This is a genomic window from Pseudomonas putida, assembly GCA_029953615.1.
Lineage (GTDB): Bacteria > Pseudomonadota > Gammaproteobacteria > Pseudomonadales > Pseudomonadaceae > Aquipseudomonas.
This window is the reverse complement of the sequence record CP124529.1, coordinates 134,969-155,190: the sequence shown is the minus strand read 5'-3', so window position 1 is coordinate 155,190 and position 20,222 is coordinate 134,969. Positions and strand designations below refer to the sequence as shown.

Here is a 20,222-nt window from a genome sequence, read left to right as displayed (position 1 = left end):
AAGCGAGCACAAGCATGCGATTGATTCAATTCGAAACCGCCACCGGCGAGCGCCGGGTGGGCGTGGTGGAAGGCGAGTACGCCCTGGAAGTACGTGGCGCCGGCAGCACCCGCGAGCTGGCCCTGCAAGCCATTGCCGCCGGCCGTGACCTGGCCAGCGAAGTGCAGGCTGCAGGCCAGGGCGAGCGTCACGACTACCTGGCCCTGCTGGCCGAAGGCCGCGTATTGCCACCGCTGGACCATCCGGACCCGGCGCATTGCCTGGTCACCGGCACCGGGCTTACCCACCTGGGCAGTGCCGCCACCCGCGACAAGATGCACCAGCAGCAGGCCGAAGGCGCCGTGACCGACAGCATGCGCATGTTCCAGTGGGGGCTCGATGGCGGTCGGCCGCCGGCAGGCGAGGAGGGCGCGCAGCCGGAATGGTTCTACAAGGGCGACGGCGGCATCGTCGTGCGCCCTGGCGCCGACCTGCCGCTGCCGGCATTTGCCGAAGATGCCGGCGAGGAGCCGGAGCTGGTCGGGCTGTACCTGATCGGTGCCGATGGCACGCCGTATCGCCTCGGTTACGCGCTGGGCAACGAGTTTTCCGACCATGTGATGGAGCGGCGCAATTACTTGTACCTGGCCCACTCCAAACTGCGCGCCTGCAGCTTCGGCCCCGAGCTGCGCCTGGGCGCGCTGCCGGCCCACCTGGAAGGTGCCAGCCGCATCCTGCGCGACGGCCAGGAACTGTGGCGCAAGCCGTTCCTGTCGGGCGAGCAGAACATGTGCCACAGCTTCGAGAACCTCGAGTTCCACCACTTCAAGTACCCGCAATTCCTGCGCGCTGGCGATATCCACGTGCATTACTTCGGTACCGCCACGCTGTCATTCGCCGACGGCATCCAGGCGCGCCCGGGCGATACCTTCGAGGTCAGCCTCGATGCCTTTGGCCAGCCGCTGCGCAACGGCATTGCAGCAGCACCCGCGCAGGTACGCCCCGGGGTGGTGAAAAGCCTTTGAGCTCGCTGCCAGCCGGTTGATGAATCGGGGCCGCTTTGCGGCCCTTCGCGGGCTCGCCCGCTGCCACAGGTACAGCACAAGCCTAAAAAGCGCGCGGTCCCCTGTGGGAGCTGGCTTGCCTGCGATGGGCTGCGCAGCAGCCCCTTAGGGCCAACTGCCTGACATAAGCATCTGAACCTTCCTTCTCATTTACAGGAGTCAACCATGACCGGAAGCAACTTCATTGCCGGCCAGCGCAGCGCCGTCGGCAGCGTGCGCCTGCACAGCCTCGATGCGCGTACCGGCGAAGCCTTGCCACTGGCCTTTGCCCAGGCCACACCTGAAGAAGTGGACGCCGCCGCGCAGGCAGCCGAAGCGGCCTTTGCCGAATACAACGCCATGGCGCCGCAGCGCCGTGCGCAGTTCCTCGATGCCATTGCCGACCAGCTGGATGCGCTGGACGACACCTTCATTGCCACCGTGTGCCGCGAAACCGCGCTGCCGGCCGGGCGCATCCAGGGCGAACGGGCGCGTACCAGCAACCAGATGCGCCTGTTCGCCACGGTGCTGCGCCGCGGCGACTTCCTCGGCGCGCGCATCGACCGCGCCCAGCCACAGCGCCAGCCGCTGCCGCGTCCCGACCTGCGCCAGTACCGCACCGGGGTCGGTCCGGTAGCCGTGTTCGGCGCCAGCAATTTCCCGCTGGCCTTCTCTACCGCCGGCGGTGACACCGCCGCAGCGCTGGCCGCCGGCTGCCCGGTGGTGGTCAAGGCGCATAGCGGCCACATGGCCACGGCCGAGCAGGTGGCCGAGGCGATCGAGCGCGCAGTGCTCGCCACCGGCATGCCCGCCGGCGTGTTCAACATGATCTACGGTGCTGGTGTCGGCGAAGCGCTGGTCCGCCACCCGGCGATTCAGGCGGTGGGCTTTACCGGCTCGCTCAAGGGCGGCCGTGCCCTGTGCGAGCTGGCTGCGGCGCGCCCACAGCCGATCCCGGTATTCGCCGAAATGAGTAGCATCAACCCGGTTCTGGTCTTGCCGGCGGCCTTGCAGGCCCGTGGCGAGCAGGTGGCCAGAGAACTGGCCGGTTCGGTGGTGCTGGGCTGCGGGCAGTTCTGCACCAACCCCGGGCTGGTCATTGGTATTGCCGGCGAAGCGTTCAGCACCTTCCTCACGACCCTCGGCGCGCAACTGGCCGACCAGCCCGGGCAGACCATGCTCAATGCCGGCACCTTGCGCAGCTATAGCCAAGGTGTGCAACGCCTGCACCAGCACCCGGGCGTGCGCCATCTGGCCGGTGCCGAGCAGGCGGGTGACCAGGCCCAGGCACAGCTGTTCCAGGCCGATGTGAGCTTGCTGCTGAACGGTGACGCACTGCTTCAGGAAGAGGTCTTCGGGCCTGCCACGGTGGCTGTCGCAGTAGCCGACGAAGCCGAACTGCGCCGCGCCGTGCAAGCCCTGCATGGGCAGCTGACCGCAACCCTGATTGCCGAGCCGGAAGACTTCCAGCGTTTCGCCGCGCTGGTGCCGGTGCTGCAGCGCAAGGCCGGGCGATTGTTGGTCAACGGCTACCCGACCGGCGTTGAAGTGTGCGATGCGATGGTGCATGGCGGGCCATACCCGGCCACCTCCGATGCTCGTGGCACCTCGGTCGGCACCTTGGCCATCGACCGCTTCTTGCGACCGGTTTGCTACCAGGACTACCCGGACGCACTATTGCCCGATGCCCTGAAAAACGCCAACCCGCTGGGCCTGCAGCGGCTGGTCGATGGACAGCACAGCCGCGAGGCGCTGGCCTGACGCAAGCGCTGTCAGGTTACTCCCGCCAGGCCCAGCCTGGCGGCTTACGGCAGGCATGGCTGGCACCGGCTTCGCCGGTGTTCGCGGGTGAACCCGCTCCCACAGGGGCGCTTTCTTGAGTGAGCGACCTCAGGTACCGCCACTGGCTATCTCCCCAGCAACCCAGCTCTGGAACGCCTCCGCCACCGGTGATGGGTGCATCGCGCCTGATTGCGCCAGCACGACTTTTTGCGGTGATACCTCTTCCAGCAAAGGCCGGCACAACAGCGGTGTACCGTCATAGCAGTGGTCCCCGGCGGGCCGGGTGCATGACAGGGCAACCCCGTAGCCATGCGCGACGAGCCCCCGTTGCATCTCGAAGGTCTGGGTAAATTGCTGGGTGCGCGGTTGCAGGTTATGCGCCCAGAACAGCGAAAGAAAATACTCACGCGTTTGCGCAATGTCCTCAAGAATCAAACACTCTTGCGCCAGCTCATGCAGCGGTATCGCTGCCAGGTGGGCCAGGCGATGGTCAGTGGCGATGAGTGCATAGGGTTTCAACTCAGCCAGCACCTGGCGCGGCAGCGAGGGGTCGAGGCCTATGTCGTAAGTCAGTGCGAGCTCGGCTTTACCGGCGCTCAGGTGGCGGTGTACGTCTGCCAGGTCAGTCTCGAACAGCGTGACCTCCACATCGGGATACTGCTTGCGAAAGCTCGATAGAAGGCGCGGCGCGTAGTAGGGGCCCAAGTCTTGAAAACAGATCAGCGACAGGTTGCCGCGCAGCGAGCCTTGGGTGGTATCCGCGTTCTGATTCATGGCAATGGCCATGCCGATGATATCGCGTGCCTGGGCCAGTAAGCGCGTGCCTGCTGACGTCAGCTCCAGCCCGCGGCTTACCTGGCGCCGGAACAGCCGCTCGTTCAGCGCCTCTTCGAGCTGGGCGATAGCAACCGAAACCGATGGCTGCGAAACGTGCCGGGCTCTAGCCGCGGCGCTGATGCTGCCGTGTTCGGCCACGGCGACGAAGTACTCGAGCTGCCTGAACGAGAACCCTATCATCTTTTCCTATACTCGGAATTAGGAAATATATTCTTTTCCTATCGTAGCTGAAAAGCAATACTCGCGGTGCACCTTGCTTGTTCCGCTTGATACTTGGCAGTGGTGCTGTTGCCCAATAAAAAGACCAAAGGGTGCTTTATGAAACAGTCCACCGAATTTCAACTAAGTGAAGAAACCATCGCGGCATTCCAGCGCGATGGTGCCGTCTGCGTACGTAACTTGTTCACGCCGGAAGAAGTTGCACTGCTCGAAACCGGTATCGAACAGAACCTGAAGGCCCCGAGCGAGCGCGCCAAAGTGGCCAGCCGCCCTGACGACCCGGGTTGGTTCTTCGAAGACTTCTGCAACTGGGGTGATATTCCGGCCTATCGCCAATTCATCTTTGAAAGCCGGGTGGGTAGTGTTGCAGCGCAACTCATGAACAGCGAGACAGCCCGGCTTTATCACGATCACCTGCTGGTCAAGGAGCCAAACACGCGCCAGCGAACGCCCTGGCATCAGGACCAGCCCTATTACAACATCGACGGGCGCCAGAACTGCAGCATGTGGATGCCAGTCGACCCGGTCTCGAGAGAATCCACCCTTGAATTCGTGGGGGGCTCGCACCTCGGGCCCTGGCTGATGCCACGCAGCTTCCTCGACAGCCAGGCGCAATGGTTCCCGGAAGGCAGCCTTGCGGACCTGCCGGATATCGAGGCCGATCGCAGCGCCTGGAACATACTCGGTTGGGCGCTCTCCCCAGGCGACGCGGTGTTCTTCCACATGCTCACCTTGCACGCTTCTGGCGGTGTCGGGGGCAATCGTCGGCGTCGAGCCTTCTCGGTGCGTTTCCTCGGCGACGACATTACTCACGCACCGCGCCAGTGGAAAACCTCGCCACCGTTCCCCGGCCTCGAAACGCAACTGGCCAGCGGCGCCGAAATGAACCACGAACTGTTTCCGGTGCTGTGGCCAAGGGCTTGATGATTGGAATAATGCGTGCCTGATAAAACCGCACGGCATTAACGTTGTGCGGACCTGATAATAAAACCAAGAAGGTACCTATGAGCGCTCAATCTTCACACCAGTTGAAGCGGGGTCTTTCTACCCGGCATATTCGTTTCATGGCGTTAGGCTCTTCTATCGGTACGGGGCTGTTTTATGGCTCGGCATCGGCAATCAAGTTGGCCGGGCCCTCAGTTCTGCTGGCCTATCTGATCGGTGGCGCAGCCATTTACATGATGATGCGCGCCCTTGGCGAAATGGCGGTTCATAACCCGGTGTCAGGCTCTTTCGGCCACTATGCCAGCCAGTACCTCGGTCGTTACTTTGGCTTTCTGACAGGTTGGAGCTACGCGTTCTCGATGTTGGTGGTATGCCTGGCAGACGTGACGGCCTTTGGCGTTTACATGGGGCTGTGGTTCCCTGAAACACCGGCGTGGATCTGGGTGCTTGGGATCGTGTTCTTTATCGGGGCGCTGAACCTGTGCAGCGTGAAAGTGTTCGGGGAGATGGAGTTCTGGTTGTCGTTGCTGAAGGTGACCGCGATCGTTGCCATGATTGTGGCAGGCGCCGCTGTGCTGCTACTGGGCATCCAGTTGAATGACGAGGCAGGCACGGTTGCCGGAATCTCGAACCTGTGGAACCACGGCGGGTTCTTCCCTAATGGCGTCAGCGGAATGATCGCTTCCTTCACTGTCGTGATGTTCGCCTTTGGCGGGGTCGAAATGATCGGCATCACCGCAGGCGAGGCAAGGGACCCGAAGCGCGTATTGCCGAAGGCTATCAACTCGGTGCCTTTGCGCATACTGCTGTTCTACATTCTTACCCTGTTGGTGCTCATGGCCATTTACCCTTGGACCAGCATTGGCAGCCACGGTAGCCCGTTCGTGCAGATCTTCAGTGGTCTTGGTATCAGTTCAGCGGCAACGGTGTTGAACATCGTGGTTATTTCAGCGGCTGTTTCAGCCATCAATAGCGATATCTTCAGCGCTGGGCGCATGATGTACGGTATGGCTCAGGACGGCCAGGCACCAGCCGGTTTCGCATCGTTGTCGCGTTTCGGTGTGCCGTGGATGACGGTTGCAGTGATGGGCGTAGCGCTGCTTCTGGGCGTGGTATTGAACTACCTGGTACCAGAAGACTTGTTCCTGGTGCTCGCTGCGGTGGTCACGTTCTCCATTGTCTGGGTCTGGTTGATGATCCTGCTTTCTCAAGTGGCCATGCGGCTCGGCATGAGCAAGGAGCAGGCGGCTGCACTGGATTATCGTGTGCCACTGTGGCCGGTAGGGCCAGCCTGCGCCATCGCTTTCATGGTATTCATTTTTGGCGTGCTCGGTTGGTTCCCGGCCAGCCGCACAGCCATGTATGTCGGGGTCGGCTGGTTGCTGCTGCTATCCCTGGGTTACTGGTTGTGGGGTGTGCGTGCTCCGCGTCAGCTGTCGGCCAACGCTTGAGGCTGTGCCCGGCATGTCCCTTCGAACCATTCCGGGTCACGATCGAGTGGGGCGTTCAAGTGCCCGTGCGGGGATCGGGGTAGACATCACGATGGACGTTCGCGTTTCTCCATAGATGTTGATCCTTTCGATTAGTCGCTCCAGATCGGTCATGCTGGCGGCGACTACACGGAAGATGTAGGAATCTGCGCCTGTTATGTGATGACACTCCAGCACTTCCGGAATCGAACCTAACAGCTTGAGGAATTTTGCTTTAGCCGGTTGGGGTACTGTCATGGCCAGCATTGCCCCAACCAGATAACCCGCTTTTATCGGGTTGACCCGCGCCGCGTAGCCCTCGATCACGCCGTCTTCCTCAAGGCGCCTGACACGCTCGGTGACGGCAGGCACCGAGAGGTGGACATGCCGTGCAAGCTCTGTATAGGTCATGCGACCATTGCCCTGAAGGCGTTCAAGGATTTTCCAGTCAATATCATCCATGTGGCTTAATTCCTTAGGCAAAAGAAGAATTTTCCTTGGAAAACCCATTCTGCCCCACCCGAGCTATGCCTACCATGCCTCCATGACCGAAGCGCACCGTATGGAGGGGCTCATGTTGTTCATCAAGGCGTTTGTTATTGGCTTTTCAATCGCTGCACCGGTCGGCCCGATTGGCCTGCTCTGCGTCCAGCGGAGCCTGAAGCGTGGCTTTCGCTCAGGGCTTGCGACAGGGCTAGGGGCTGCAAGCGCCGATACCCTCTATGGGTTGCTTGGGGCAATTGGCATTACCGGGGTCGCCCTGTCTGCACCGTCGCTGGCAATATTTCTGAAGGTGGTGGGTGGTGCGTTCCTGGTGTGGCTGGCCTGGGGCATTGCCCGCGACGCGCTGAACCCCAAGCATGCAGCAGAGGCGGTAGCCTCTACGGAACTCACTCGCGACTTCCTGACAGCGTTCGGGTTAACCCTGTCCAACCCCATGACAATATTGGCCTTCATTGCCATTTTTGCGGCACTCGACCCGCTGTCCGGCGAGCCGCAGGCGGGTGAAGCAATGTGGTTTGGCACTTGCTCGATGCTGGCTGGAGTCTTCTTGGGCTCTGCTGCCTGGTGGCTTTGCCTGAGTGGGCTGACGGCGGCTTTGCGCAAGAAGATGTCCGTCTCGTTCATGCGGGTCATCTCAGCAATGTCCGCAGTCGCTATCGGCACCTTCGGCTTTGCCCAGGTGGTCATCGGGTTGCGCCTGGTTTTGTAGCAGATGTCGGACGAATGCCTGCAAGCCACTCGGCCCGTGTGATCTGCGTTCCCTGTGGTAGCAACTGTCTTGCTCAATTTCTAAAAGCTGGCGCGATCCCTGTGGGAGCCGGCTTGCCGGCGATAGGGCCGGTCAGGCAAACAGGACTTCCGGCAGAAAAACCCGGATAATGCCGGCCAATTTCGTTTTGCACGCTTAAATCACGGTAATCCCGCATGGAAATCAAGGTCAATTTTCTCGACAATCTCCGTCTCGAAGCCAAGTTCGACGACTTCACGGTGATCGCCGACCAACCGATCCGCTACAAAGGGGATGGCTCGGCCCCGGGGCCGTTCGACTATTTCCTGGCGTCTTCGGCCTTGTGCGCGGCTTACTTTGTCAAGCTGTACTGCCAGACCCGCGACATCCCTACCGAAAACATTCGCCTGTCGCAGAACAACATCGTCGACCCGGAAAACCGCTACAACCAGGTCTTCAAGATTCAGGTCGAACTGCCCGAGGACATTTCCGAGAAGGACCGCCAGGGCATCCTGCGCTCCATCGACCGCTGCACGGTGAAGAAGGTCGTGCAGACCGGCCCCGAGTTCGTTATCGAAGTGGTCGACAACCTCGATGCCGATGCCCAGGGCCTGCTGATGCCGGTGGCGGACACCAGCACCTACATCCCCGGCAAGGACCTGCCGCTTGAGCAGACCATCGCCAACATGTCGGGCATCCTCGCCGGGCTGGGGATGAAGATCGAAATCGCCTCGTGGCGCAACATCGTGCCTAACGTGTGGTCGCTGCACGTGCGCGACGCCCAGTCGCCGATGTGCTTCACCAACGGCAAGGGCGCGACAAAGGAGGCAGCGCTGGCCTCGGCGCTGGGCGAGTTCATCGAGCGGTTGAACTGCAACTTCTTCTATAACGACCAGTTCTGGGGTGAGGACCTGGCCAACGCGCCGTTCGTGCACTACCCGAACGAGCAGTGGTTCAAACCCGGCCCGCGCGATGCGCTGCCGGCCGAGATTCTCGATGAGCACTGCCTGGCCATCTACAACCCGGACGGTGAATTGCGTGGCTCGCACCTTTACGACACCAACTCGGGCAACACCGCGCGCGGCATCTGCTCGTTGCCGTTCGTGCGCCAGTCCGACCAGCAGGTGGTGTACTTCCCGTCCAACCTGATCGAAAACCTGTTCCTCAGCAACGGCATGAGCGCCGGCAACACCTTGGCCGAGGCGCAGGTGCAGTGCCTGTCGGAAATCTTCGAGCGCGCGGTGAAGCGCGAAATCCTCGAAGGCGAGCTGTGCCTGCCGGATGTGCCGCAGGAGGTGCTGGCCAAGTACCCGGCCATCGTCGCCGGCATCCAGGGCCTGGAAGAGCAGGGCTTCCCCGTGCTGGTCAAGGATGCGTCGCTGGGGGGCGAGTTCCCGGTGATGTGCGTGACCTTGATGAACCCGCGCACCGGTGGCGTGTTCGCTTCGTTCGGCGCCCACCCGAGCCTGGAGGTGGCGCTGGAGCGCAGCCTCACCGAACTGCTGCAGGGGCGTAGCTTCGAAGGCTTGAACGACCTGCCGCAACCGACCTTCGAAAGCCACGCGCTGACCGAGCCGAACAACTTCGTGGAGCACTTCATCGACTCCAGCGGCGTGGTGTCGTGGCGCTTCTTCAGTGCCAAGGCCGACTTCGAATTCGTCGAGTGGGACTTCTCCGGTCACGGCGAGGATTCCAACGTGCAGGAAGCCGCGACCCTGTTCGGCATCCTCGAAGACCTGGGCAAGGAAGTGTACATGGCGGTGTACGACAACCTTGGCGCTACCGCCTGCCGTATCCTGGTGCCGGGTTATTCGGAGATCTACCCGGTCGAGGACCTGATCTGGGACAACACCAACCGCGCCTTGTCGTTCCGCGCCGACATCCTCAACCTGCACAGCCTCGACAACCGTTCCCTCAAGCTGCTGCTCAAGCGCCTGGACAACTGCGATGTGGATGACTACACCACCATTACCACGCTGATTGGCGTGGAGTTCGACGAGAACACGGTGTGGGGCCAGCTGACCATTCTCGAGTTGAAGTTGCTGATCTGCCTGGCGGTGCAGCGCTTCGAGGATGCCAAGGAGCTGGTCGAAGCGTTCCTGCAGTTCAACGACAACACCGTCGAGCGCGGGCTGTTCTACCAGGCGCTGAACGTGGTGCTGGAAGTGCTGCTGGACGACGAGCTGGAAATGGACGACTACGAAGCCAACTTCCGCCGTATGTTCGGTAACCCGCGCATGGACGCGGTGCTGGGTTCGGTGGACGGCAGCGTGCGCTTCCATGGCCTGACGCCGACCAGTATGAAGCTTGAAGGCCTCGATCGCCACCTGCGCCTTGTTGAAAGCTACAAGAAGCTGCACGCGGCCCGGGCCAAGTTCGCCTGATAGCCGCAGTGCTCCAATCGCTATCTTGTACTGCCTGTTCTGGCCTCATCGCCGGCAAGCCAGCTCTCATAGAACTGCACATAACTCATTGAATGGGCAGGGACACTGTGGGAGCGGCTTTAGCCGCGAACACCGGCGCAACCGGTGCCATGCACCGCGTTGGATTCTTCGCGGCTAAAGCCGCTTGTATGGTGATACTTGAAGGGGTGGTGGCTTGCCGGCGATTGGGCCCGGTAGCCTTCATATAGCGCTTTGTTCTTGCCGCTATCCCCAATCTGTCTTGCCGTTTCGCCTGCCAGGCGCGTAGCGTTTTGCTCCTATCCCCTGAATCCATGGCGCGTTGACCGCCAGAAGGACCTCGGCCGCGCACGACAAGAAGGCGCAGACCATGAGCACCCCTTTGGATACCAATGCCCTCAAAGCCCGCCAGCAAGCCGCGTGGGCCAGTGGCGACTACGCGGTAATCGGCACCACCCTGCAACTGGTTGGCGAGCGCCTGGCCGAAGCCTGTGACCTGCGCTGGGACGAGCAGGTGCTGGATGTCGCCGCCGGCAACGGCAATGCCACCCTGGCCGCCGCCCGGCGCGGTTGCCGTGTCACCTCCACCGACTATGTGCCCGAATTGCTCAAGCGCGGCGAAGAACGGGCGCGGGCCGAGCACCTCAACGTGGTGTTCCAGACCGCCGATGCCGAAGCGCTGCCATTTGCCGACGGCACCTTCGATGCCGTGCTTTCCACCTTCGGCGTGATGTTCGCCCCCGACCAGGCCCAGGCCGCGCGCGAGTTGGCTCGAGTGTGCCGGCCCGGTGGCCGGATCGGGCTGGCCAACTGGACCCCGCAAGGCTTCGTCGGGCAGATGTTCAAGACCCTCGGGCGGCATGTGCCGCCACCAGCCGGGGCTCTGCCGCCTTCACGCTGGGGTGATGAAGAACAGTTGCGCGTTATGTTCGAGGCGGCGCTAGGCGAATTGAAGGTCAGCCGCCAGCACTTCAACTTCCGCTATCGCTCGGCGGCGCATTTCATCGAAGTGTTCCGCACGTGGTACGGGCCGGTGCACAAGGCGTTTGCCTCGCTGGAGCCGGAGGCGGCCAGGGCGCTGGAGCGGGATCTGACCCAGTTGCTGAATGAAAGTAATGTGGGGGGCTCTGGGTCATTGGTGGTGCCGAGTGAATACCTTGAGGTGGTGGTCATTCGGGGTTAGCAGGTACTCCTTCGAAGGCCTCTGCCGGTGGTGGCGCTGCCCGGACATTGAAAAGCTTGCAGACGAAGTACCAAGCGATGGCGACGGTCAGGTTGTAAGGAAACAGTACGGCCCAGAACGGCAATTGCCAGTTCTTCTTGCCCTGCATTTCACCGGGTTCGCCGGTTCGCCAGGGGGCGTAGTGGCGCCAGGCCTCTGCCGGGGTCAGGCAGATGGCATGCAGCGGCTTGTGCCACCAGTTGGGTTCGCCGGGCGGGGGGAGCTTGTCCGGGCCGTGATCCATGAAGTGGCGGAGGTATTCCCAGACTTCGGCAACGTGCTTGACGCCGGGCTCGGTGGGCTCGTTGCTGTCGACCCAGAGGCAATCCTTTTGGTAGAGGCTGCCGTCCGCCCGGCGAGGGGCGAAGGCGAGGGCATAGCTGGTGCTGAACGATGAACCACTGAATTCAGTGCGTTTGAAGAGACCTCCGCCGGTGTTATTCCAATCAAAAACTATTACTTTGCTCAATCGTTGGTAGTATATTTTCTTGGAGGCTCTGTTGAGGCAGATGCTTGACAAGCCTTTTATGAGATATATTCGATAAATGAAAAAGGGGAGGAAAGTGAAGGGGCATAAGAAAAAATCCAGATGCCAATAATGGGGCGGATTCATACATCTCCGAAATGTTTCTGGATAGTAGAAGTGGGTAAAATCCAATCATCAACCCAATCATCATTGCGCAGTACAACTTTCCCATGAAAACTGAGTCTGTTGTCCAGGGATTTTGCAGGCGCAAGGTGTTTTTGGATGTGCTTAATAGCTGTCCACCAATAGCAGGTTTATGACCTGAATCGGATGTTGTATTGAATAGCCATATGGTAGCCATGATCAGTGCTCAAAACGGAAAGTTGAATGGATGTCATTGACTTTGTCCAACCCGTGATTGGTACCGTAGGCAGGGTGAATCGCGAAATGGCGTTGTTTTGTAGTGTGTATTGAGCAAGTTGGGCTCGAGAGGATCCAGTTGACGGAGGCGTCGTTCATGTACGTTTCCTTTTGGTTGAATGCGCTGGGGCTTCCTCAAATGCTTCTGGGGGCGGTGGGGCTGCCCGGACATTGAACAGGCGACAGATGCCGTACCAGCAGATCGCCAGCGTGATGTTGTAGGGGAACAGTACGGCCCAGAACGGCAGTTGCCAGTTCTTCTTGCCTTGCATTTCACCGGGTTCGCCGGTACGCCAGGGGGCGTAGTGGCGCCAGGCTTCTGCCGGGGTCAGGCAGATTGCGTGCAGTGGCTTGTGCCACCAGTTGGGTTCGCCGGGCGAGGGGAGCTTGTCCGGGCCGTGATCCATGAAGTGGCGGAGGTATTCCCAGACTTCGGCAACGTGCTTGACGCCGGGTTCGGTGGGGTCGTTGCTGTCGACCCAGAGGCAATCCTTTTGGTGGAGGCTGCCGTCCTCCCGGCGAGGGGCGAAGGCGAGGGCATAGCTGGTGCTGAACGATGAACCGCCAAACTCAGTGCGCTTGAAAATCCCCCCTCCGGTATTACCCCAATCAAAGACTAGTACTTTACTCAAGCGTTGATAGTAGATTTTTTTAGTTTCCCGGTTAAGGCAGAAGCTTGATAATCGTTTTATGAAATATATTCGATAAACCAGAAACGGAAGAAAAATAAAAGGTCCAATCACTGTTCCACCAATCAGGATGAGGCTGAAGGTGTATGGGCCCCAGGCTTCGCTGGATAGTAAGTCAGGGTATAGGCCAATCATCAATACGATAATCATTGCGCAGTACAGCTTTCCCATGAAAACAGAGTCTGTTACCCAAGGGTTTCGCAGGCATAAAGTATTTTTTGATAAGCTTAATAGCTGTCCACCAATAGCAGGGTTATGACCTGAGTCGGATGTCGTGTTGAATAGCCATATGGTAGCCATGATCAGCGCTCAAAACGGAAAGTTGAATGGATGTCATTGTCTTTGTCCAACCCGTGATTGGTACCGTAGGCAGGGTGAATCGCGAAATGGCGTTGTTTTGTAGTGTGTATTGAGCAAGTTGAGCTCGAGAGGATCCAGTTGACGGAGGCGTCGTTCATGTACGTTTCCTTTTGGTTGAATGCGCTGGGGCTTCCTCAAATGCTTCTGGGGGCGGTGGGGCTGCTCGGACATTGAACAGGCAACAGATGCCGTACCAGCAGATCGCCAGCGTGATGTTGTAGGGGAACAGTACGGCCCAGAACGGCAGTTGCCAGTTCTTCTTGCCTTGCATTTCACCGGGTTCGCCGGTACGCCAGGGGGCGTAGTGGCGCCAGGCTTCTGCCGGGGTCAGGCAGATGGCGTGTAGCGGCTTGTGCCACCAGTTGGGTTCGCCGGGCGGGGGGAGCTTGTCCGGGCCGTGATCCATGAAGTGGCGGAGGTATTCCCAGACTTCGGCAACGTGCTTGACGCCGGGTTCGGTGGGTTCGTTGCTGTCGACCCAGAGGCAATCCTTTTGGTGGAGACTGCCGTCCGCTTGGCGAGGGGCGAAGGCGAGGGCATAGCTGGTGCTGAAGGATGAGCCGCCGTATTCGGTGCGTTTGAATATTCCACCCCCCGTATTGCTCCATTCAAAAACTAATACTTTATTCAAGCGCTGGTAATAGATTTTTTGAGTTAAGCGGTTGAGGCAAAAACTTGATAAGCCTTTTATAAAGTAGATTCGATAGATCAGAAAAGGAGTGAATATGAAGGGGGCTGTTAAAAACAATAACAACAATACAGTGTCTTCAGTGTACAGATCTGGGATACTTGGAATGAGGTAGGGGTAAAAACCAATCAGTAGTGCGATTGTCATTGTGCAGTATAATTTCCCCATGAATACGGAGTCTGTTACCCATGGATTACGTAAGCATAAGGTGTTTTTTGATACTTTTACCAGCTGCCCGCCAATGGCAGGTTTATGCCCGGAGTCTGACGTTGAGTTGAATATCCAGATGGTTGCCATGATCAGCGCTCGAGACGAAAAATTGACAGGGTCTCACTATCTTCATCCAACCCTTGATTGGCGCTGTAGGCTAGATGCAGTGAAACATGATCTTGGGTGCCTAGCGTGTTCTCGAAATGCAGAACTAAGCCAGCACCTACAATGTGACCGGTCGGGTCGATTGGAAAAACGTCCATTCCTTGGTCGTTACGGAGGGTGCTCAAGCCTCCTGACCACTCGCTTACTCCAAGCACGAAACCAGGCAGCAGTACTGTGAACTCAACGGTTGGTTGAGATGTGGCTACTTTGTTGTGAGTGATAGCTGTCCAGTTTGGCGGAGACCAGTGATTGCTCTGATGCCATCTGGTGTCGACTTTAGTTAGTCCGAGTGATTGGGCCTGCTCGGCGGATAATAGCTTCGGTCCGTAATGCTCATTGTGCCAAGCTTTGATTTCTATTTCTGGTGAGTTGAAAGCCGGGAGTTTCTTTACGTGGTCTAAGGTAATGTCAGGGCGCACCTCTCCGTCGTTGACGCGATTACCGAAGACGCTACGTGCTGCCCACAATTCTATTGGGCTGTGAAGTCGCTCATGTGCCCTGGCATGGAGATAGAGACCTCCAGCGATGATGGCTGTTCCTACCAGAACAAGGGCAGCTGCGGCCCATCCGGCGAAGGGCACAACCGATGTAGCGCCCGCAACAGCAAGTCCGGCCTCAAGGACGACAGCAGAGCCAATCGCCATGGTTAATCCACCAGCAAATGTGTATCTGCCAGCAGTAGAGTCACCGTTTTTGAACTGGCGAAAACCCTTGGACCCATCAGAGAACAGACCAAATACTATTGAAGGATATCCTGCTAAACGCGCAAACAAATTACTGCTTAAGAATTTTATAATCCCATTGCCATAGGCCATGCCGGGCGCCGTTGAACTCAACCTCAGCATGACGGCCTTTTGCGTCGCGCGCACGCTGACCAATGTCGCTGCCGCCGCACCGATCACCCCGAAAATCGATGAAGCGAACCCCATGGTGTATTCCGGTGCATCGCTCTGCTGGAGGCTGTTGTAGGCAGTCTTGAGCGAAATCACGTTGAACCACAGCATCCCCGCGTTCAATCCACCGCCAACGCCTGCTGTCAGTAACCCGAGAAAGTTGGGTTTGACGCGCACGGTAGTGGTCATTTCGATTGATACCGTTCGGCTTCCCGAGATGCGCAGTTGTTTCATCTCTTCAACCTGCGCCATGCCGCTCTTCAGGTACTTCTCCACCTCCTGACTGAACGGATTATCCCGAATGGCCTGCCCGGTGATCTGGTAGCGCGCTGCCAGCAACCCCAGCGCTTTCTCGGCGTTAGCCTCACGCGCCGCCAACAACACTTGCTGACGCAGGCCATGACTGGCATCCCACCTGGTCTGCCCACGCAGGCGCTTGAGCACCACGGTGGTGACCGACTGGGCGGTGAGGTCGGTGATGTCGGCCATGGCCGGAAAGCGACCCGCCAACCCTTGGATCACGTTATCGCTGGCGCCGAACAAGCTGCCAACCGCATCCGCCTTGTCCTTGAACGGGTTGAACGGCGCCAGGGCGGTGTACAGCGGGCTCTCGTGCTGGTCCAGCCACTGCTCAAGGCGTTCGAGCCGCGGGTCCTGTTCTTCGGTACCGGGCGCCGGCTGGCCCATCGACTGAATCAGTAACGCCAAAGATATTTCCAGCCCGCGCGCGGACGTGATTTCGTCGCGGTCGTAGCAGGCCAGGGCCGCAGCCAGGCTGTAGGGGTTATCGACGTGTTGAGGTTCGGCGGTCCCGAGCCAGGCGTCATGGTCGTGGCTGGCTTGCAGGGCCTGGTTGCGCAACGCAATGATCCGGCGTTCCAGTTCATCCCGCTCGGTGAGGAAGTGCCGGTACTTGGCGAGGTCGAGGCGCTGTGCCAGGCGGGCGCCGTTGGGGGAATAGTCTTTGTGGGTGAGGGCCTGAAAACGTGACTCGGATGGCGACAGGGCGGGGCCGCGACGCTCGGTGCCAAGCCGGAACTCGGCCAGTTCCAATGAAGGGGCATCCGCCGGGTACAGGCTTTCCAGCGTCTTGTTCAGCAGCAGGGCCACCAGGTTGCGGTGGTGGAAATCGCGGCTTTGCACGCTCAGTTGCTCGGCATCCAGTCTGTAGCACGCAGGCACGCGTTCCTGTTCGGGCCCTTGTGTCGGCTTCATGTGCTGCAGCTGTTCGGCGGGCATCAGGTCGCGCAGTTGATGCTGGTAGGCCGACACCGTCAGGCTCAGGTCCAGGGCCATGCCTTCGGCATCGGTGAGCGCCACCACTACCGGTACCTTCGGCTGGGTGTAGGGGTAGTGTCGGCCGATGGCAACGAGGTTGCCGATGGGCAAGGTTTCGTTGATCGGGTCGCTGCTCCAGGTCAGGGGCATGCGCCGCTCGGTCGGCTTGAAGTCTTCGACCCAGGTTTGCAGGGCGCTGACCGGCAAGACATGGGGCTGGGTTGAGGAGCCTGGTTGCCGGCTATCAGTTCGGCCATGTCCAGCTGGCGCATGTGCCGTTGGCGCAAGGCTGCTGAACTGGTGATTCGGGCGGTCATGGCGTTGGTCCACAGGTGCGGGCTGTAGCCGATCCACACTTCCTCGGCGGTATCGGGGCAGGTATCGGCCCACACCCAGCCCATGTCCTGCGGCTGGACAGGTAGCGGTCACGCCGGTGGTAGTCGTCCAGCCCGCGGTAGCGCAGCTCCTTGTAAAGGCCCGCGCCGACGTACTCGTGAATGACCAGCTTCTGGCCCAGAGCGCCTCGCATGAACACGTAGACATAGCCCGGGCGCAGCGCGCGCAGGGTGTAGGCAGAGTGTTGCAGCGGCCCGAAGCCTTGTTCGAGGTTGAAGCCTGCATCGGCATAGCGGCAGGCAGGCATGTCGCCGGTGCGTGGCACGATGGCGTAGCGCACCGGCAGGATGGGGATGCGTGCGCTACAGGCAGGGCCGGAGGTGGCGCTACTGACACTAGCGTCATTCATGAACGGGCTCCTTGCTTTCGATCAATGCGTGCAGTTCGTAGAGGCGGCTCTGGGGTGACTTCTTGAGGTTGGTGTAGATCTTCCCGGCCTCATCGTTGCTCATGAGCCACATGTGCCTGGCAATCAGCCTGATGAACTGCCCGGCGACTTCCTCGTCGCGAAAGTTGAGGGCTTTCAGTTGCGGCAGCAGGCTTTCAATCCAGTGCCTGATATCGGCCAGTGTGTGGCGGTCGTGTTGCGGCAGCGCTAACACCTCGTGTGCCAACGTGAGCACGAAATGCTCATGCATGCCTGCTTGCAGCCGCTCAAGTTCAAGTTTGCGCAGGGAGAGTGGGGCTTGCGAAAAAGAACGGGCAGTAGTCGGGCTGCGTTCAAGTGTTTTCCACTCGTGAGCCGGCCCCCAGTTGACTCGCCAGGCCAGCGAACACACAGGCCCAAGCCAGGTAGTCCGATGGTCGTCATCCAGCGCATCCAGCCAGGCTGCAAGGTGGTCTGGCCTGAACTGGAAAGTGGCCAGCCCCTGCCCCGGAAGCGCGATTTGTACAAGGCTGGAGAAATGGTCTGCCAGCTCGGCAAAGCCGATATCGGCATTCAGCGCGATGGCACCGCCAATGGGCATCCAGGTAGATATCGCATGGGCAAGCAGTTCGGGTGCGTCTGACACGTTTACCAGCAACGGGCCAAAGTCATGGCGGTCATCCACCGCACTGCCCCGCCATAGCCAGGCATGCTGGGTGTTGCGGCTGACTTCATTGATAAGTTCAAGTACCGAAGGGGCATAGGCCGGGACCAGCTCGCCATTCGGGAGTATCTGGGTTATTGGCCGGTAGGCCGAGTGCTCGAGCACAATGGTCATGAGCAACAGAAAGCGCGCATTGCTCCCGAAATGTACGCTTGGCAGCGTGTTGGAGGGCGCTGTTTTCATCGACCGGGCCCCCTGATGCAACGGCAGTCGGGCAACGGGCAGGAACCATCGGGGCGGCGCCCGCACTGACGATCCAGCGGGTTGCCATTGACCGGCGCACCGCTGATGGAAAACAGGTTGGTTGCCCCATCTGCCGATTGCAGCATCTGGCCGTTGATGCGTATTGTCGGGCTGTCCAGGGTGATGCCTGTGTCATCGATCTGAATGGAGCCCCCAGGGCCCTGGATGATCACCGCTTCTGCTGTGCGAAGCTCATAACGGCGGGTACGCCTGCGGATTTCGCCCCGGGCTTCAAGCTCGGCATGCCCCTCGACCTGCTGCTCGAGGTTGCCGCCGATACTGGTGTGGTGATTGGCTGCGATCTGGTCGTGGCGGTGATTGCCGATAGCTTCAATACGATCCTTGGCTATCTTGATTGTCTGGTTTCGACCGATGTCGAGAGCGGCGTCATGCCCAATGGTGACGCGCTCATCATTGCCAACCGTTTCAGTGCGGTCACGGCCAATCAGAATCGATTCGTCGTTATTGACCTGTTCCGTGCGGTCATTGCCGACCTGCGTCGTCTCATCGTGCTTGACCACAATGTTCTGGTCTTTCTGTGCGTGGATGAAGACCTCTTCCTGGCCCAGTTCATCTTCAAAACGCAGTTCGTTGAAGCCATCGCCCTTATGCGTCTGGCTTTTGATCGTCATGCGTGTTTTGTATCTGGGCAGGTCGTAGGGCGGCAACTGGTTACCGCAGTAGGTGCGCCCGGTGATCATTGGCTGGTCGGGGTCGCCATTGACGTACTGGATGATCACGTCCTGACCAATACGTGGAATAGCCATCGAGCCCCAACTGCCACCGGCCCAGCCCTGGGATACCCGCACCCAGCAGGAGCTGAATTCGTTGTCCTGGCTTTCGCGGTCCCAAGGGAAGCTGACCTTGACTCTGCCCCATTCATCGCAATAGATCTCTTCACCGCGTGGGCCCACGACGGTCGCCATGTGTGGCCCATCGACGCGGGGTTTATCCAGAGGGGCAGGACGCCACTCCGTTCTGCCGGGGACGAGCTGTGCAATCTGCTCGTAGCGTGTGCTCTGGTCGACGCCGGCGGCTTCCTCTTGCAGGCTGGTGAACTGGCTGCCTTCATGAGTGACCGTAGTTACTCGCCAATGCACGTTGAAATCAGCGCGCGGGTGGCCCACAAGTGTGAAACCGAGACCGGGTTGCAGGCGTACATCATCACCCCCGACTTCGGCAACACGTACATCGTGTCGCAGTGCGGTGATGCGGTTTTCGGTGAACGGTTTGCCAACGGCATCGCGCTTGTAGCGGCCCGGGTAATCGAAGCATTCGTACTCGCTGGATTGATGTTCCAGGAAGGGGCCGGCGGCGCTGTGTTCCTGGCGATAGGCCGGGTTGGTGAAGGTGTAGTCGCGCTGAACCTGACGTGCCGTGCGCACCTGTTCGCTGTAGCGCAAGCGCCGCAGGCAGGGTTTCGCCTGGGCGCCACCGCTATTGGCTTGATAGAGGACTGTATTGGGATCGAGCAGCCCGTCCACTTCATGAACGCTCTCGTCTTCATCCTTGGCCTTTTTAACCCCATGGGTGATCAGACCGAGCGATTGCAGCCGGTCAGTGATGATCAGTTTGTGAAGCTTTTCACTGTGCTCGAAGCGGTAGACGAAGCCTTCTTCAGCAGCCAGGCGAGCGATGAATGCAAGGTCTGTTTCGCCGGCCTGAACACAGAATTCGCGAATCTGGTGGTCCAAGCTTGCCCGCAGCTCGTACTGTGCGATGCCTTGGCGCTTGAGCATCAGTTCCAGTATTTGCGGAACGGTCTTATGCTGGAAAATACGCCAGTTCGAGCGCAGGTTGGCGCGCGCCAGTTGTGGTTCGACTACCGCGCTGTAGCGTGTGCGATGAGGGCCACTATCGCCTTGGTTGAACGTGCTGATCAGACCATGGATATGTCGCAAAGGGCAGTTTGCACGGGAGATGGTGAACAGTGCAGGTTTATCGAGCAATTGACCGAAGTCTAAATCGTTTTCATGGCTGATCAATTCCAGCTCTAATTGGAAATTAGTGCTGATACCTTCCTTGAGGGTAAAGGAAACCACCTCGAACTCTAACCGGCTAGCGAGAGGTCGAAAGCTGTAATGCAGGTCAGATTGGCTAGGCATAAGAATTCCTTGTCTGCCGTCTGATAGTTTAAGGGTGTCCAGGCAGTAGATCTGCCCGGAACACTCAATGCCTCAGTGGAGTGCTGGTG

General features: G+C 59.6%; 14 protein-coding genes and 1 pseudogene. 7 read left to right on the top strand and 8 right to left on the bottom strand.

The window, feature by feature from the left end:
• Positions 1-14 precede the first annotated feature (14 nt).
• Both gguC and QIY50_00730 read left to right on the top strand, forming a co-directional pair.
• Positions 15-1,004, top strand: coding sequence for a GguC family protein (gguC, locus tag QIY50_00735; protein ID WGV20871.1), 990 nt, complete (start codon positions 15-17; stop codon positions 1,002-1,004).
• 204 nt (positions 1,005-1,208) lie between these two features.
• Positions 1,209-2,783: an aldehyde dehydrogenase (NADP(+)) gene (locus QIY50_00730; protein ID WGV20870.1), complete on the top strand. Its 1,575-nt coding sequence runs from the start codon at positions 1,209-1,211 to the stop codon at positions 2,781-2,783.
• A 129-nt stretch (positions 2,784-2,912) separates the two neighbouring features.
• Here QIY50_00730 and QIY50_00725 read toward each other — a convergent pair whose 3' ends face one another.
• Positions 2,913-3,779, bottom strand: coding sequence for a LysR family transcriptional regulator (locus tag QIY50_00725; protein ID WGV20869.1), 867 nt, complete (start codon positions 3,777-3,779; stop codon positions 2,913-2,915).
• 180 nt (positions 3,780-3,959) lie between these two features.
• Here QIY50_00725 and QIY50_00720 point away from each other — a divergent pair, with 180 nt between their 5' ends.
• Positions 3,960-4,784 (top strand): phytanoyl-CoA dioxygenase family protein, encoded by an 825-nt coding sequence (locus QIY50_00720; GenBank protein WGV23130.1) that lies wholly within the window; start codon positions 3,960-3,962, stop codon positions 4,782-4,784.
• Positions 4,785-4,864: 80 nt separating this feature from the next.
• The gene (locus QIY50_00715; protein ID WGV20868.1) at positions 4,865-6,256 is read left to right on the top strand and encodes an amino acid permease; all 1,392 of its coding nucleotides are present in this window, start codon (positions 4,865-4,867) and stop codon (positions 6,254-6,256) included.
• Between the two features lie 36 nt (positions 6,257-6,292).
• Here QIY50_00715 and QIY50_00710 read toward each other — a convergent pair whose 3' ends face one another.
• Positions 6,293-6,736, bottom strand: a complete 444-nt coding sequence (locus QIY50_00710; protein WGV20867.1) for an Lrp/AsnC family transcriptional regulator — start codon at positions 6,734-6,736, stop codon at positions 6,293-6,295.
• Positions 6,737-6,848: 112 nt separating this feature from the next.
• On the opposite strand from QIY50_00710, the gene QIY50_00705 reads away from it, so the two are divergent.
• The 3 genes from QIY50_00705 (at position 6,849) to QIY50_00695 (ending at position 11,090) form a co-directional block, all read left to right on the top strand.
• Positions 6,849-7,487, top strand: a complete 639-nt coding sequence (locus tag QIY50_00705) for a LysE family transporter (GenBank protein ID WGV20866.1) — start codon at positions 6,849-6,851, stop codon at positions 7,485-7,487.
• 215 nt (positions 7,488-7,702) lie between these two features.
• Positions 7,703-9,889, top strand: a complete 2,187-nt coding sequence (locus QIY50_00700) for an OsmC domain/YcaO domain-containing protein (GenBank protein WGV20865.1) — start codon at positions 7,703-7,705, stop codon at positions 9,887-9,889.
• Positions 9,890-10,277: 388 nt separating this feature from the next.
• Positions 10,278-11,090, top strand: coding sequence for a class I SAM-dependent methyltransferase (locus QIY50_00695; GenBank protein ID WGV20864.1), 813 nt, complete (start codon positions 10,278-10,280; stop codon positions 11,088-11,090).
• Here QIY50_00695 and QIY50_00690 read toward each other — a convergent pair.
• The 6 genes and pseudogenes from QIY50_00690 to tssI all read right to left on the bottom strand — a co-directional run bounded on the left by QIY50_00690 (position 11,077) and on the right by tssI (position 20,133).
• Positions 11,077-11,742, bottom strand: coding sequence for a hypothetical protein (locus QIY50_00690; protein WGV20863.1), 666 nt, complete (start codon positions 11,740-11,742; stop codon positions 11,077-11,079). The genes QIY50_00695 and QIY50_00690 overlap by 14 nt on opposite strands.
• 368 nt (positions 11,743-12,110) lie before the next feature.
• Positions 12,111-13,004 (bottom strand): hypothetical protein, encoded by an 894-nt coding sequence (locus tag QIY50_00685; GenBank protein WGV20862.1) that lies wholly within the window; start codon positions 13,002-13,004, stop codon positions 12,111-12,113.
• A gap of 154 nt (positions 13,005-13,158) precedes the next feature.
• Complete coding sequence (locus QIY50_00680) at positions 13,159-14,049, bottom strand: hypothetical protein (protein ID WGV20861.1); 891 nt, start codon at positions 14,047-14,049, stop codon at positions 13,159-13,161.
• A 2-nt stretch (positions 14,050-14,051) separates the two neighbouring features.
• Positions 14,052-17,043: pseudogene (locus QIY50_00675) on the bottom strand (T6SS effector BTH_I2691 family protein).
• The gene (locus QIY50_00670) at positions 17,036-17,968 is read right to left on the bottom strand and encodes a DUF4123 domain-containing protein (protein ID WGV23129.1); all 933 of its coding nucleotides are present in this window, start codon (positions 17,966-17,968) and stop codon (positions 17,036-17,038) included. The pseudogene QIY50_00675 and the gene QIY50_00670 overlap by 8 nt, the downstream one beginning before the upstream one ends.
• Complete coding sequence (gene tssI / locus QIY50_00665; GenBank protein WGV20860.1) at positions 17,965-20,133, bottom strand: type VI secretion system tip protein TssI/VgrG; 2,169 nt, start codon at positions 20,131-20,133, stop codon at positions 17,965-17,967. The genes QIY50_00670 and tssI overlap by 4 nt, the downstream gene beginning before the upstream one ends.
• Positions 20,134-20,222 lie beyond the last annotated feature (89 nt).